The 14,060-nt window shown below is 73.2% G+C and carries 13 protein-coding genes and 1 tRNA gene; 3 read left to right on the forward strand and 11 right to left on the reverse strand.

Going from position 1 to position 14,060, the window contains the following annotated elements:
* Positions 1–306: 306 nt before the first annotated feature.
* The 8 genes from BJ969_RS13055 to BJ969_RS13090 form a co-directional block, all read right to left on the reverse strand.
* A complete protein-coding gene (locus tag BJ969_RS13055; RefSeq protein ID WP_184479206.1) occupies positions 307–2,829 on the reverse strand; it encodes an ATP-dependent Clp protease ATP-binding subunit in 2,523 nt (840 codons plus the stop codon).
* 150 nt (positions 2,830–2,979) lie between these two features.
* Positions 2,980–3,885, reverse strand: a complete 906-nt coding sequence (gene ligD / locus BJ969_RS13060; RefSeq protein ID WP_343071374.1) for a non-homologous end-joining DNA ligase — start codon at positions 3,883–3,885, stop codon at positions 2,980–2,982.
* 10 nt (positions 3,886–3,895) lie between these two features.
* Positions 3,896–4,834, reverse strand: coding sequence for a non-homologous end joining protein Ku (ku, locus tag BJ969_RS13065; protein ID WP_184479207.1), 939 nt, complete (start codon positions 4,832–4,834; stop codon positions 3,896–3,898).
* A gap of 348 nt (positions 4,835–5,182) precedes the next feature.
* The gene (selB, locus tag BJ969_RS13070) at positions 5,183–6,958 is read right to left on the reverse strand and encodes a selenocysteine-specific translation elongation factor (protein WP_184479208.1); all 1,776 of its coding nucleotides are present in this window, start codon (positions 6,956–6,958) and stop codon (positions 5,183–5,185) included.
* Positions 6,958–8,244: an L-seryl-tRNA(Sec) selenium transferase gene (gene selA, locus BJ969_RS13075; RefSeq protein WP_184479209.1), complete on the reverse strand. Its 1,287-nt coding sequence runs from the start codon at positions 8,242–8,244 to the stop codon at positions 6,958–6,960. Before selA ends, selB begins: the two co-directional genes overlap by 1 nt.
* Before the next feature lie 59 nt (positions 8,245–8,303).
* A complete protein-coding gene (locus tag BJ969_RS13080; protein WP_184479210.1) occupies positions 8,304–8,699 on the reverse strand; it encodes a DUF5313 family protein in 396 nt (131 codons plus the stop codon).
* Positions 8,700–8,759: 60 nt separating this feature from the next.
* Positions 8,760–8,855, reverse strand: a tRNA-Sec gene (locus BJ969_RS13085).
* Positions 8,856–8,918: 63 nt separating this feature from the next.
* Positions 8,919–9,554, reverse strand: a complete 636-nt coding sequence (locus BJ969_RS13090) for a TetR/AcrR family transcriptional regulator (protein WP_184479211.1) — start codon at positions 9,552–9,554, stop codon at positions 8,919–8,921.
* 110 nt (positions 9,555–9,664) lie between these two features.
* Between BJ969_RS13090 and BJ969_RS13095 the strand changes: the two genes are divergently transcribed.
* Complete coding sequence (locus tag BJ969_RS13095; protein ID WP_184479212.1) at positions 9,665–10,846, forward strand: acyl-CoA dehydrogenase family protein; 1,182 nt, start codon at positions 9,665–9,667, stop codon at positions 10,844–10,846.
* 67 nt (positions 10,847–10,913) lie between these two features.
* Positions 10,914–11,936, forward strand: a complete 1,023-nt coding sequence (selD, locus tag BJ969_RS13100) for a selenide, water dikinase SelD (RefSeq protein WP_184479213.1) — start codon at positions 10,914–10,916, stop codon at positions 11,934–11,936.
* 13 nt (positions 11,937–11,949) lie between these two features.
* On the opposite strand, the gene BJ969_RS13105 is transcribed toward selD, so the two are convergent.
* On the reverse strand, positions 11,950–12,612 hold the full coding sequence (locus tag BJ969_RS13105; RefSeq protein WP_221315807.1) for a helix-turn-helix domain-containing protein: 663 nt from the start codon (positions 12,610–12,612) through the stop codon (positions 11,950–11,952).
* Complete coding sequence (locus tag BJ969_RS29805) at positions 12,606–12,797, reverse strand: hypothetical protein (protein ID WP_221315808.1); 192 nt, start codon at positions 12,795–12,797, stop codon at positions 12,606–12,608. Before BJ969_RS29805 ends, BJ969_RS13105 begins: the two co-directional genes overlap by 7 nt.
* Before the next feature lie 83 nt (positions 12,798–12,880).
* Here BJ969_RS29805 and BJ969_RS13110 point away from each other — a divergent pair, with 83 nt between their 5' ends.
* Complete coding sequence (locus BJ969_RS13110) at positions 12,881–13,291, forward strand: DUF2000 domain-containing protein (protein ID WP_184479214.1); 411 nt, start codon at positions 12,881–12,883, stop codon at positions 13,289–13,291.
* A gap of 46 nt (positions 13,292–13,337) precedes the next feature.
* Here the strand turns inward: BJ969_RS13110 and BJ969_RS13115 are convergent, their stop codons facing one another.
* Positions 13,338–13,997, reverse strand: a complete 660-nt coding sequence (locus tag BJ969_RS13115) for a TetR family transcriptional regulator (RefSeq protein WP_184479215.1) — start codon at positions 13,995–13,997, stop codon at positions 13,338–13,340.
* Positions 13,998–14,060: the final 63 nt, after the last annotated feature.

Genomic DNA, 14,060 nt, shown 5'->3' on the forward strand with positions numbered 1-14,060 from the left:
CGACTCGGCCGCGCGGGTGCCGTGCTGCTGGGGGAGGGGATGACGCCCAGGGCTTGCTGGGGGTTCAAGCCCTGGGCGTCCCTCGCCGCACGAGGGGGAAGTGCGACGGTCACCACAGAGTAACCCATCGGCCCGGAATAGTCACCCTCCGTGCCGATGGGAGGTGTGCGGGTCGCCGGACGACCGCGACCATCACCGCAACGGGCGCGACGGTCTCACGCGGTCTCGCCGGGTGCGGCCGGTTCCGCCCCGCACGCGCGTCCGCTCCCGCACCGGGAAGTGCGGGAGCGGAGCGGTCTTGGCCGATCAGGACGTCCCGGCGCCCGCCTCCAGAGCGGGCCGGATCTCGAAGGTCAACCGGTCGCCCGAGGTGTCCACCTCGACCCGCTGGCCCTCGCCGAGCCTGCCCTCCAGCAGCAGCTCCGAGATCGAGTCGTCGACCTCGCGCTGGATCGTGCGCCGCAGCGGCCGTGCCCCGTAGTCGGGCTGGTGGCCGTGCTCGGTGATCCAGTCCACCGCCGAGTTGCTGAAGTCGACTTCGATGTCCTGGGTGTGCAGCCGCTGCCGGGTGTCGCCGAGCAGCAGCTCGGTGATCCGGTGCAGCTGGTCGGTCTCCAGCTTGCGGAACACCACGACCTCGTCGATCCGGTTGAGGAACTCGGGCCGGAACGATTCCCGCAGCCGCGCCATCAACCGCTCGCGGGCCGGTTCGTCGGCCTGCTCCTGGTCGCGGCTGGAGAAGCCCAGCACCCCGGAGCGCTGCGAGATGATGTCCGACCCCAGGTTGCTCGTCATGATCATCACGGTGTTGGTGAAGTCCACCGTGCGGCCTTGGCCGTCGGTGAGCCGGCCGTCGTCGAGCACCTGCAGCAGCGTGTTGAACACGTCCGGGTGGGCCTTCTCGATCTCGTCGAGCAGGATCACCGAGTACGGGCGGCGCCGCACCTGCTCGGTGAGCTGACCCGCTTCGCCGTAGCCGACGTAGCCCGGTGGTGAACCCACCAGCCTGCTGGCGGTGTGGGCTTCCTGGAACTCGCTCATGTCCAGGCGCACCATCCGGTCCTGGTCGCCGAACAGCGACTCGGCCAGCGCCCGCGCCAGCTCCGTCTTGCCGACGCCCGTGGGCCCGAGGAACAGGAACGTGCCGACGGGGCGGTTCGGGTCGCCCATGCCGGTGCGGGAGCGCCGCACCGCCCGCGAGATGGCGTGCACCGCCTCGTCCTGGCCGACGACCCGCTTGTGCAGCTGGTCCTCCAGCTTCATGAGGCGGCTCTTCTCCTCCTCGGTGAGCTGGGTGGCGGGGATGCCGGTGGCGCGGGAGACGACGTCGGCGATCTCGTCGCGCCCGACCACCGCGATGCCGCCGTTGCCCTGCCGCTGCGAGCGGATGTGGTCGCGCACCCCGATGAGCTCGTCGCGCAGCCCGGCGGCGCGCTCGTAGTCCTCCTCGGCGATGGCCTGCGCCTTGTCCCTGGCCAGCTCGTCGTAGCGCTGCTCCAGTTCGCGCAGGTCGGTGTTCGGGGTGCCGGTGCGCAACCGCTTGCGGGCCCCGGCCTGGTCGATCAGGTCGATCGCCTTGTCCGGCAGGAAACGGTCGGTGATGTAGCGGTCGGCGAGCTCGGCGGCGGCGCGGATCGCGTCGTCGCTGAACCGCACCTGGTGGTGGGCCTCGTAGCGGTCCCGCAGCCCGCAGATGATGCGTTCGGTGTCGGCGACGCTGGGCTCGTCGACCGTGATCGGCTGGAAGCGGCGTTCCAGCGCGGCGTCCTTCTCGATGTTCTTGCGGTACTCGTCGAGGGTGGTGGCGCCCACGACGTGCAGTTCGCCGCGCGCCAGCTTCGGCTTGAGCATGTTGCCCGCGTCGACCGCCCCGTCGGAGCCGCCGGCGCCGACCACGGTGTGCAGCTCGTCGATGAAGATCACCAGCTGGTCGCGGTGCTGGCTGATCTCGTCGAGCAGCTTGGTCATCCGCTCCTCGAAGTCGCCGCGGTAGCGGGTGCCCGCCACGACGCCGGAGAGGTCCAGCTGCACGACCCGCTTGTCCTTGAGCGTGTCGGGCACCTGGCCGTCGACGATGCGGGCCGCGAGACCTTCGACGACGGCGGTCTTGCCGACGCCGGCCTCGCCGATGAGCACCGGATTGTTCTTGGTGCGCCGCGAGAGCACTTCGACGGTCTGCTCGATCTCCTCGTCGCGGCCGATCACCGGGTCCAGCCCGCCGTCTCGGGCGCGGGCGGTGAGGTCCTGGCCGAACTGCTCCAGCGTGGGCGTGCTCGACGCCTCGGCGGATTCGTGCTGGCGGGATTGGGCGTCGGCCGGGGCCGCCTGCAGCGATTCCAGCGTGACGTGCGCGGCGGCCAGCAGCCGTCCGGCGCGGGAGTCGGGGTTCGCGGCCAGCGCCAGCAGCAGGTGGTCCGGGCCGATGTAGGAGGCGCCGACCGCGCGGGCGATCTGGTGCGACTCCAGCAGGGTGCGCTTGGCGGCCGGGGTCAGCGCCGGTGGCACGTCGATGGCCTCGCCCTCGGGCAGCTGCTGCTCGATCTGCCTGCCGAGCGCGTCCGGATCGGCCCCGGCGCGCTCCAGCATGGCCCTGGTCGTCTCCGCGCGGGTCGCGGCCCACAGCAGGTGGTGGGTGTCGAGGTCGCGGCCACCGTGTTCGACGGTGCAGCGCGCGGCGGCGGCCACCATGTCCTGCGCGTGCCCGCTCATCAACCGGGTCAGGTCGACGCGCTGCGGTTGCTGCGGGCCGTCCCCGCCGGAGAGGTAGCGGGCCAGGAAGTCGTCGAACGGGCTCGAACCGAACCCTCCGGAACCGAAGAAGCCGGTCATGGTCACCTCTCTAGTCCGAGAAACTCCTCGTTGTCTTCCCGCGGGTATCACCGCCTCAAACACGCAGCGTCCGCAACGGCATTCCGCTGCGGGCGTGGCGTATGCGCCATCCCACAGATCGGCGCGGACGGGAATGCGCGTCGCCCCGGATCACAGCGGGTGCGGATCGGTGTGCAGCTCGGCCAGCAGGTCACCGTCGCGCCGCACCCGCTCCAGCACGTCCTCCGCGGTGAACCGCAGGTCGTCAGGGGTGCGGCAGGAACGCACCTCGTCCCAGGTGATCGGGGTGGAGGCGGTGGGCTGTTCGCGGGCGCGCAGCGAGTACGGCGCGACGGTCGTCTTCGCGGTGTTGTTCTGGCTCCAGTCCAGGAAGACCTTGCCGGTGCGGGCGGCGCGGCTCATCTTCGCCAGCAGCGCGCCGGGGTGCTCGGCGGCCAGCCGCAGCGCGAGTTCCTTCGCGTAGGCCGAGGTGCGGTCGGATTCCTCGGTGCGCACCGGGCAGTAGAGCTGCATTCCCTTGGCGCCGCTGGTCTTCGGGTACGCCCGCAGGCCGTCCGCGCGCAGCCGCTCGTGGAGCAGCTCGGCGGCCCGGCAGCACTCGACGATCGTGGCGGGCGGGCCGGGATCGAGGTCGAACACCAGCAGGTCCGGGGTGTTGCGGGAGTCGTGCTCGCCGACGGTCCACTGCGGAACGTGCAGTTCCAGCGCGGCGAGGTTCGCCGTCCACACCAGCGTCGGCAGGTCGCGGATGAGCACGTGGTGGTTGACGGCCGTGCCGGATCCGTCGGCGCCGCTGACCAGCCGTGCCGTGGGCACCCAGTCCGGGGCGTGGCGGGAGACGTTCTTCTCGAAGAACGAACCCGAATCCACGCCGTCCGGGAACCGGATCAGCGTGACCGCGCGGCCCCGCAGGTGCGGCAGCAGCACCGGGGCGACCTGCCGGTAGTAGTCGATGACGTCGCGCTTGCGGAACCCGGCGGCCGGGTAGAGCACCTTGTCCAAGTTGGACAGCGTCAGTTCGCGGTCCTCGACGCGGACGCTCACCCGCGTGGACACGGCCGCCGCCTCACGAGGCCGCTCGGGAACCGGAAGCGGCGTCGCGCACCGCCGCTTCGAGGTCGGAGCGGTTCATCTTCGACCGGCCGCGCACCCCGAGCTCCTTGGCCCGCTTGTCCAGCTCGCCCTTGTTCAACTCGCCGAGGTCGTCGCCCCCGGTCCTGCCGCCGCGCTTGCCGCGGGCCTGTTCGACGCTGCGGCGCAACGCGTCGGTGAGGTCGATGACGTCGGTGGCCTGCGACGGTTCCTCCGCCGCCTCGGGGCTCACGCCGTGCGCCTTGTCGGCCAGCAGCTGTTCGACGCGTTCGGTGTAGGTGTCCTCGTACTCCTGCGGGCGCCACTCGCCGGTCATCGACTCGATGACCGTCTCGGCCATCTGGATCTCCTTGTCGGAGGGCGCGGTACCGCCCGCGTCGCCGATGATCTCGCCGGGTTCGCGGATCTCGTCGTCGAAGAACAAGGTGTTCAGCGCCAGCGCGGTCTCGTCGGCGCGCACCGCGGTGAGGTATTCCTTGCCGCGCAGCACGAACCGCGCGATGCCCACCTGGTTGGTCTGCTCCATGGCGCGGCGCAGCAGGTCGTAGGGGCGGTGGTTCTCCTTCGCGTTCGGCGCGAGCCAGTAGGTGCGCTGGAAGTACACCGGGTCGATCTCGTCGAGGTCGACGAACGAGGTGATGTCGATGGTGCGGGAGCGGCCGGGTGCGATCTCGTCGAGCTCCTGCTGGTCGACGGTGACGAGCACGCCTTCGACCTCGCGGCCCTTCACGATCTCGCCGTAGTCGACCTCGTCGCCGGTGCGCTCGTTGACGCGCTTGTAGCGGACCCGGTCGGTGGTGCCGCGCTGGTACTGGTGGAACGACGGGCTGTGGTCCTCGGTGGCCGCGTACAGGCCGACGGGGATGGTGACCAGGCCGAAGTTGATCGAGCCCGTCCAGATCTTGCGCGCCATGACGTGCCTCCCTCACCGCCGGGCAACCCGGCCCGCCACCACCCAACGATGCGCCGCCCCCGCCCTGATCGCAGGGGAGCACCGGCACCCACCCGCACCCCCTCACCTCGAACGACGATCACGCCACACCGTGTTCAACTCCGCGCGATTTCGCGAGAACGTGAAACACCCCCGAAACAGGATCAACGGTTATGAAGCCTGGTAGGGGGGTGTTTTTCGAGGCGTCTTCGGAGGTCGGGTCGCGCAATTTCTCGCGAAATCTCCGACGTCGTCCACAGGACCGATTCGTTCACAGGGCCCGTTCAGCGCGCTGAAGGGAGGAATGGTGCCGGGACCGGTCGCGTGGGGTCAGTCGTGCGTCGATGGGAGGGCGCGGTGGGTGCCGTCGGGGAGGAGTTCGGTGCGGCCCTCGCGGGCGAGCAGCTCCAGGAGCGGCACGGCCACGCGACGGGAGGTGCCCAGCGCCTGGCGGGCCGCGGAGAGGGTGAACGGCTCGGGCAGGCCCCGCAGCACCTCGAGCGCCCGCCGCTCGGCCCCCGGCAGCAGCACGACACCCGGCGCGAGCCGCAGCAGTTCCCCGGCGCGGACCGCGGCGGCCAGCGGCTCCGAACCCAAACCCAGCTCGGCGAGCTCCGCGGCGGTGGGGGCCGCGAACGGGGCATCGGCGAGCCGCCCGCGCAGGCGCTCCAGCGCGGCGGCGATCTCCGGCGGCCAGGGCGCGGTACCCACCCGCAGCCGCCCCCCTCCGGTGCGGATCTCGCGGGCGGGACCGGCGCGCAGCAGCACCTCCAGCAGCGCCGCATCCGGCAGCGCGAGCGCGCGCCGGGCCGCTTCGGCGGGCAGGCCGTCGGCCAGCGGTTCCCGCTCGCGGTGTTCGTCGAGCAGCCGCACCAGCCGCTCGGCCAGCTCGTCGCGGTGCCCCGGATCCAGCACCCACCCGGCCGCCTCCGGCGCGCCCGCGGGCACCTGCGCGCCCATCGCGCGCAGCTGCTCGCCGCGCACCATCCGGCGGCGCCGCAGTTCCCCCGCACCATCGGCGACGCCGTCCATGCCCGCGAGTTCCCGCGCCCGCTCCCGCGCCGCGCCCCGCCGCCGCAGCGGGCGCGGACGCACGTCCAGCAGCACGGCGCCCCCGGCGACATCGTGGGCGCCGGGATCGCGCAGCAGCACCCGATCGCCGATGCGCACCGGCAGCGGTTCCCGCAGCGACAACCGCGCGGTGTCCGCCCCCAACGGCCGGACGCGCACCGCGACGGCGGCCGATCCGAGGTGCAGCACCAGCTGCCGCGGCAGGTCGGCGGCGAGGCGGTCGCACAACCGCACGTCGAACAGGTCGCTGCCGAGCCACGTGCCGGGGGTGAGCAGCGCGTGCCCGCGCCGCACCTGCTCCAGCGGCACGCCGCGCAGGTTCACCGCCACCCTCGCCACCGCCGACGTGCGCTCCACCGGCTCACCGAGCGAATGCAGCGCCCGCACCGCCACGTCCTGCCCGCCGGGGTGCAGCCGCAACCGGTCCCCGGTGCGCAGCGAACCCGCGGCCAGCGTCCCGGTGACCACGGTGCCCGCGCCGCGGATCGTGAACGCCCGATCGATCCACAACCGCACCGCCGCCGCGGAATCCGGCGCGGGCAACCGTCCGGCGAGCGCGCACAGCGCGGCGCGCAGCCGCCCCAGGCCGGCGCCGGTGCGCCCGCTGACGTGCACCGCGGGCAGCTCGCCCAGCGCCGAGTCCCGCAGCCGCCGCCGGGCCTGCTCGGTCGCGGCGGTGGGGTCGGCCAGGTCGCAGCGGGTCACCACGAGCAGCCCGTGGCGCACCCCCAGCGCGTGCAGCGCGTCCAGGTGCTCGGTCGACTGCGGCTGCCAGCCCTCGTCGGCGGCGACCACGAACAGCACCGCCGGTACCGGGCCGACGCCCGCGAGCATGTTCGGCACGAACCGCTCGTGGCCGGGCACGTCGACGAACGCCAGCACCTGCTCACCGATCGTGGTCCACGCGAAGCCGAGGTCGATCGTCATGCCGCGTTCGCGTTCCTGCGCCCAGCGGTCCGGTTCCATCCCGGTGAGCAGCCGCAGCAGCGTCGACTTGCCGTGGTCGACGTGCCCGGCGGTGGCGAGCACGTGCATCAGCCCACCGCCGTGACGGCGTCGAGCAGCACCGCGTCGTCGGCGGGCGCCACGGCGCACAGGTCCAGCAGGCACTGCCCGTGCTCGACCCTGGCCAGCACCGGAGTCCGCCCGGTGCGCAGCGCCGCCGCGTACCGGGACGGCAGCGTCACCGCGGCGCTGGGCAGCTCGACTCCCGGTGCCCCACCGCCGCCGACGGTGGCCGTGCTCGTGCGGGCGTCGGCGTCGATGCCGCGTTCCCGCAGGCTCGCCGCGAGCCTGCGGGCGCGGTCGAGCAGGTCGGCTTCGCCGCGGTCCAACGCCTGCGCGGTCGGTGTGGCCGGGCCGCGCACGGTCGCCTCCAACGCGGCGAGGGTGAGCTTGTCGACCCGCAGCGCTCGCGCCAGCGGATGCCGTTCGAGCCGCCGCACCAGCTCCGCCGACCCGAGCAGCAACCCGGCCTGCGGACCGCCGAGCAGCTTGTCCCCGCTGGCGGTCACCAGGTCGGCCCCGGCCGCCAGGGTGCGCTGCGCGTCGGGTTCGTCCGGCAGCGCGGGATGCGCCCGCAGCAGCCCGGACCCGATGTCGGCGATCACCGGCACCGGCAGCTCCCGCAGCGCCGCGACCGGGACCTGCGAGGTGAACCCGGTGATGCGGAAGTTCGACGGGTGAACCTTGAGCACGAACCCGGTGTCCGGCCCGATCGCGTCCCGGTAATCCTCGAACCGCACCCGGTTGGTGGTGCCGACCTCCCGCAGCCGCGCGCCGGTGGAGGTGAGCAGGTCGGGGATGCGGAAGCCGTCGCCGATCTCCACCAGCTCACCGCGGGCCAGCACGATCTCCCGGCCCGCCGCCAGCGCGGTGGCCACCAGGGACAGCGCGGCGGCGCCGTTGTTGACGACGTGCGCGGCCTCGGCCGCCGGTACCGCCTCGGTCAGCGCCGCGCGCACCCCGCGTCCGCGCGGGCCCCGGCGACCGGTGGTGAGGTCGAGCTCCACGTCGGTGGTGCCCGCCGCCGCGCGCACCGCCTCCACGGCGGCGTCGGAGAGGGGAGCGCGGCCGAGGTTGGTGTGCAGCAGCACTCCGCACGCGTTGACGACTCGCCGCATGCCGCCCGCCGATGCGGGCAGCGCCTCCCGCGCGGCGGCGATCACCCGTTCCGGGTCGAGCTGCCCGTGCCGGGCCCTGCGCTGGGCGTCGTGGACGACGGCGCGCACCACGTCCCGTCCGAGCCGTTCGACCGCGCCCGCCAGCACCGGATCGTCGAGCACCCGGTCGGTGGCGGGAATCCGGCGCCGCGCGTCCATGCGGCGCAGCTTAGGAGCCGCCGTGAAGATCCGCTATCGAGACGATCCCGGCGCGGGTCTCACCGCTGCTCACCGCGCCACACGGCGCGGTAGCGCGCGGCGGCCTCGGCGTCCATCCGGTTGCGCACCGCCGACGCGTGACCGGGTGGGAAGCCGTGCCTGCTCAGCCGCGCGTCGACGCTCTCCACCGAGCTGGTCAGCACGATCCGCAGCACCACCAGCACCCCGAGCAGCACCGAGCCCAACGCGATCGGCCAGGACCCGCCCGCCCAGTACAGGACCCCGAACAGCAACGCGACCAGCGGCAGGATGTGCAGCATCCCGCGCACGCAGACGCGCAGCACCCACGTCGAGCACGTCGCGTCCCGCAGCACCCACTCGCGGTAGGCCTCGGGAAGGGTGCCGCCGAACTGGTAGTACAGCCACCACGCCGGATTGGGCCGCTTGATCCCCACGACCGCATGGTAAGCCCCGGCCGCGCGGACTCCCGCAGAGCCGCCGCGGCGGCGGGGGAGTGGCGGAGGCGGACGGGAATCGAACCCGCCTGACCGAGGTGCTCGGCCACGTCGGTTTTGAAGACCGCGGGGGCCACCAGGCGCCCTGACGCCTCCCTCACCCGCTCCGGGCGCCGCCAACCTACGCCCGGCACCGCCTGCTCGGCCACCGCGCGGCGATCAGCGCCGGTCCGGGGTGCGCAGGTAGGCGAGCGCCATGTCGCTGAGCTCGTCGGCGTAGCGGCTCCGGGCTTCGTCGTCGGCGGGACGGTCGGGGCGAACGGAGTTGTGGAAGCAGGCTCCGAGCAGGGCGCGCGCCGCGGTGTCCAGCGCCCGCTGCGGGTCGTTGCGCCGGATCTCGGCGGTGTAGGGGGCGGCCGCGGCCAGCAGGAGGCGGTGGACCTCGGTGATGGTGCGGGCGCCGCGGTCCATCACGTCGACCTCGCGGGCGCGCAGCAGGTCGGGGAACACGCTGCTGGTGTCGGTGAACGACTGCAGCAGCGCGTGCGCGTAGGCGTCGAGCACCCCGGACAGCGACGGTTCGGCGGCGCGCAACCGCTCGGCGAGGTCGGCCTCGCGCCGCTGCAGCATCCGCTCGGTCAGGGCGGCGATCAGCTGTTCCTTACCGGCGAAGCGGCGGTAGATCGCGCCGACGGAGGTGCCCGCGCGTTCGGCGACCTCACCGATCGTCATCTCCTCCAGGCCGACCGCGGAGACCAGTTCCTCCGCCGCCCGCAGCACGCGGGCGAGGGTCGCGGCGCTGCGGGCCTGGCGAGGTTCCCGGTAGTGCGCCTGGCGATCCTGCTCGTCGGTCATGCCCGCATCGTATCGGCGGCTCGCGCGGTGACCGTCCTTGACAACGGAGGCCGGGCCACCGCTATCGTTTGAGAACGAGAATTCGCATTCGCATTTTACCGGAGGGGTGCATGTCGACACGGGAGCACGACGCGGAGGTCCACGCCCTGCTGGCCGCGATCCGCGAACGCCGGAGCGAGCTGGCCGAGGGCGGTTTCGCCGCCGACCGCGACAACGCCGACCCCGCCGCCAACATGGCGCTGCTGGCCGAGTCGGGCGCGGCCCGCCTCGCCGTTCCCGCCGAGTTCGGCGGGCTGTGGGACGGCGCGGAACGCGGCGGGTGGGGCGCGCTGATCCGCGCGGTGCGGGAGATCAGCGCCGGCGACGGCCCCACCGGGCAGAACTGGCTCACCACCGCCCTGGTGGCCCGCGAACTGTTCGGCCCCGCAGGCGGCTTCCCGGAAGCGACCCGGGCCGCGCTCGCTCGCCGGATGCTCGACGACGGGCTGCGCTTCGTGTCCTCCGTGGCCGAAACGGGCGGACCCGGCCGCGTGACGGCCCGGCCCGTCGAGGGCGGCGTGGTGCTCAGCGGCACCAAGACCTTCAACTCCAACAGCGGTGGCCGGGGCATGGCCCGGGTCTCCTGCCTGCTGGAAGGGCCGCGATCCGCCCACCAGGTGCTGGTGGACTTGAACCACGACCAGGTCGAGTCGCACGACGACTGGGACAACATGGGTCAGCGCGGCACCCGCAGCCAGACCCTCACCTACCGGGACGTGTTCGTGCCCGACGGGTGGCACCGCCCGGCGGAGGAAACCCCGTCGCCGGTCTTCCTCGCGGCCGTGATGCTGCTGCACGCGGCGTTGATGCAGGGCATCGGCGACGGCGCGCTCGACGCCCTGGTGGGGCACGCGCGCACCATGCACCGCGGCTCGCTGCCCCGCTTCGCCACCCCGGCCGAGGACCCGCTGGTGCTGCGCCGCGTCGGCGCGCTCTCCAGCGCGCTCGCCGCTTCCCGCGCGCTGCTGCACAGCGCGGCCGACGCGCTGGAGGACGGCGCAGGCGGCGACGACGTCACCGCCGACTGCTTCCGCGCCAAGGTCGCCGCCGTCGAAGCCTCCCTCGCCGCCACCACCGAGATCCACGAGATCACCGGCGCCCGCAGCACCTCCCACACCCACCGCTACGACCGCTTCTGGCGCAACGCCCGCACCTTCGCCTCGCACGACCCGACCGACGCGAAGAACGTCTACATCGGCGGCTACGAGCTCACCGGCCACCTCCCGCCCCTGTCCACGATCATCCGCCGCTAGGTTCCGGACGAGGGAACCACGGCGGCGGTGGATGCTCTCCGCGATCACCCGCACTACGGTCGGTGAGATGACCGAACTCGACGCGCCAGCCCGGTACCGGCTCACCCAGTACGCGCACGGAGGGGGCTGCGCGTGCAAGATCCCGCCCGGCGAACTGGAGACGATGGTCGCCGACCTGCGGGGAGTGCCCGACCCGACGCTGCTCGTCGGACTGGACCACGGCGACGACGCCGCGGCCGTCCGCATCGGCTCCGCACCCGAAACCACCACCGGCGGGCAGGCCGTGGTGAGCACCGCGGACTTCTTCACCCCGGTCGTCGACGACGCCTACGACTGGGGCCGCATCGCCGCCGCCAACGCGCTGTCCGACGTGTACGCGATGGGCGCCCGCCCGATCCTCGCGGTGAACCTGCTGTGCTGGCCGCGCGACCTGCTCCCGATGGAGCTCGCCCGCGAGGTGCTGCGCGGCGGCCTCGACGTCGGCGTCCTCGCCGGGTGCCCCGTCGCGGGCGGGCACAGCGTCGACGACCCGGAACCCAAGTACGGCATGGCCGTCACCGGCATCGGCGACCCGGAAGCGTTGCTGCGCAACGACTCCGGGCGTCCCGGCACGCCGCTGACGCTGACGAAACCACTGGGCATCGGGGTGCTCAACACCCGGCACAAGGCCACCGGCGAAGTCTTCCCGCAGGCGGTCGCGGCGATGACCGAGCTCAACGCCGCCGCCTCCACCGCCGCGCTGAAGGCGGGCGCGCGGTGCGCCACCGACGTCACCGGCTTCGGACTGCTCGGGCACCTGCTGAAGCTGACCAGGGCCAGCGACGTCTCCGCGGTGCTCGACCCCGCGGCGGTGCCCTACCTCGACGGGGCGCGGGAGGCGCTGCGCGACGGCCACGTCAGCGGCGGCACCCGGCGCAACCTCGACTGGGTGCGCCCGCACTGCGACCTCGACGGGATCGACGAGGACACCGCGCTGCTGCTGGCCGACGCGCAGACCTCCGGCGGCCTGCTGATCGCAGGCGAGATCCCCGGGGCACCCGTCATCGGCGAACTCGTCCCGCGCGGCGAACACCTCATCGCGGTGCGCTGAACCCGATCGCGCGTCACCGCCGGGCGCTGAGCCGCCCGGCGCGGAACGCGCCCGGGGTGATGCCGTAGCAGCGGCGGAACCAACGCGTCAGGTGCGCCTGGTCGGCGAACCCGCAGCGCGCCGCGGCCTCGGCCGCACCGGCGCCGGCCCCCAGCAGCCGCCGCGCCTCCCGCAACCGCAGTTGCCGCTGGTAGGCGCCCGGTGCGAGACCGTGCGCGGCGGTGAACGCGCGGCTGAGCGCGAACCGGCTGCACCCGGCGACCTCCGCGAGGCGCTGCGCGGAGAAGTCCTCGGCGACGTGCGCGTGCAGGTAGTCCCGCGCCGCCCGCACCCCCGCCGGAATCGGGCGCACCGCCGGTTCCCAGTCGATCGGCGGCGCGCGCAGCGAACCGCGCCGCACCATCGCGTACACCGTGCGGCGCAACGCCTCGTCGCGGGTGAGGGCGCTCTCCTCGTCCAGCAGCGTCCGGTTGAGGTCGCTCACGGCCCGCGCCAGCAGCGGATCGTGCAGCACCGGCTCGGCGAACAGCGGCAGCGCGCCCGCGGCGTGCCCGGCCGCGTCGGCCAGCACCTCCGCGACGACCTCCGGTCCGATGTGGACGATGCGGTAGGTGAAGCCCTCCGCGATGGCGGAGTGCCCGTCGTGGGTCTCGTCCGGGTTGAACGCCATCACCATGCCCGCCGCGCTGATCCGCGCCGCGCCCCGGCAGCGGAACGTCTGCGCCCCGGTCTCGGTCCGCCGAACGAGTACGCGTCGTGGCTGTGGCGTTCGTAGGTGTGGTCGCGGAAGAACGCGTGCATCGCCTCCAGCGACGTGTCCGGCCGGCGCCGGTAGTGGATCCATTCGAGCTCGTCTCGCACCCCGCCAGTCTGCCCCCGGCCCGCATCGAGCCCGCGCACCAGCGTTCAAGACCGCGGCGCCGCGACCGCCGCAGGATGCGCTCATGGCAGCACAGACCAAGATCGCCGTCGTGGTCCGCAAGGACCTCGCCGCCTGGCAACGGCTGAACGTGACCGCTTTCCTGACCAGCGGTATCACCGCCGCGAATCCCGGCCTCGTCGGTGAGCCGTACGCCGACGCCGACGACGTCGGCTACCTTCCGCTACTGGGCGAACCGGTGCTGGTCTACGCGGCCACCACCGAGGGGCTCAAGCAGGTGCACCGCAAGGCGCTGGACCGGGAGCTGCGGCTCGCCGTCTACACCGCGGACATGTTCCGCACCGGCAACGACGAGGACAACCGGGCGGCGGTGCGCGCCGTGTCCACCGCGGACCTGGACCTGGTGGGCGTCGCCCTGCACGCGGGGCGCAACGCGGTGGACAAGGTGTGCAAGGGCCTCAGCCTGCATCCGTGAGCGCGACGCAGATCAGATGAGGCGTTCTGGCAGATGGGCAGGCCCCTCAGGCCCCGCTCGTGAACCCGGCGCCGTCGCCTTCGGAGATCATCCGCATCCCCGCGGTCGTCTCGTCGAGCAGCGCCGCGAGGATGTCGGGCAGCTCGGTGCCGTCGGTGCACACCAGCCATTCCCGCATCGCGGAGCCGAAGCACGTCATCATCAGCATCGCCCACGTGTAGAGCCGGGGCTGCGGGCAGGCGCCGTCGCCGCAGTGCTCGGCGAGCGCGGCGGCCACCTCGTGCACCCAGCGCCGGTGCATCAGGTGCGACTCGTAGTCCCCGGTGGCCTCCAGCGAATCCAGCAGTTGCGCGCGCATCAGGTGCTGCTGGCGGTCGGCCTGGATGCGGCGGGCCGTGTCGAACATGGCCGCGGCGAGCTTGCGCATCGGGTGCTCCCCGGCCGGCCGGGACAGCAGCACCTCGCGCAGCCGCTCCTGCTCGCGCAGTGAATCGCCGAACAGGACGGCGTCCTTGCTGGGGAAGTGGCGGAAGAAGGTGCGCGGCGCGATGTCGGCGGCCTCGGCGATCTGCTCCACGGTGGTCGCGTCGAAGCCCTGCTCGGTGAACAGCCGCAGCGCCGCCTCCTCGATGCCCGCGCGGGTGCGCGCGGTCCGGCGCCGCCTGCGGTCGGCGGGCTCGGCGGGGGACACGGGGGCGGCGGTCATGCGACCCAGGTTCACCCGGAGTTCGGGCGGCGTCAACGGTGACTGATGTCATGAGTGACAAAT

This window comes from Saccharopolyspora gloriosae (assembly GCF_014203325.1).
Classification (GTDB): domain Bacteria; phylum Actinomycetota; class Actinomycetes; order Mycobacteriales; family Pseudonocardiaceae; genus Saccharopolyspora_C; species Saccharopolyspora_C gloriosae.

Coding starts and splice junctions, on each gene's coding strand:
- BJ969_RS13110 (WP_184479214.1), top strand. CDS start 12,881: ATGGCAGCACAGACCAAGATCGCCGTCGTGGTCCGCAAGGACCTCGCC.
- ku (WP_184479207.1), bottom strand. CDS start 4,834: ATGGCGCGCAAGATCTGGACGGGCTCGATCAACTTCGGCCTGGTCACC.
- selB (WP_184479208.1), bottom strand. CDS start 6,958: ATGCACGTGCTCGCCACCGCCGGGCACGTCGACCACGGCAAGTCGACG.
- selA (WP_184479209.1), bottom strand. CDS start 8,244: ATGGACGCGCGGCGCCGGATTCCCGCCACCGACCGGGTGCTCGACGAT.
- selD (WP_184479213.1), top strand. CDS start 10,914: ATGACCGAACTCGACGCGCCAGCCCGGTACCGGCTCACCCAGTACGCG.
- BJ969_RS13115 (WP_184479215.1), bottom strand. CDS start 13,997: ATGACCGCCGCCCCCGTGTCCCCCGCCGAGCCCGCCGACCGCAGGCGG.
- BJ969_RS13105 (WP_221315807.1), bottom strand. CDS start 12,612: ATGGTGATGGCGTTCAACCCGGACGAGACCCACGACGGGCACTCCGCC.
- BJ969_RS13055 (WP_184479206.1), bottom strand. CDS start 2,829: ATGACCGGCTTCTTCGGTTCCGGAGGGTTCGGTTCGAGCCCGTTCGAC.
- BJ969_RS13090 (WP_184479211.1), bottom strand. CDS start 9,554: ATGACCGACGAGCAGGATCGCCAGGCGCACTACCGGGAACCTCGCCAG.
- BJ969_RS13095 (WP_184479212.1), top strand. CDS start 9,665: ATGTCGACACGGGAGCACGACGCGGAGGTCCACGCCCTGCTGGCCGCG.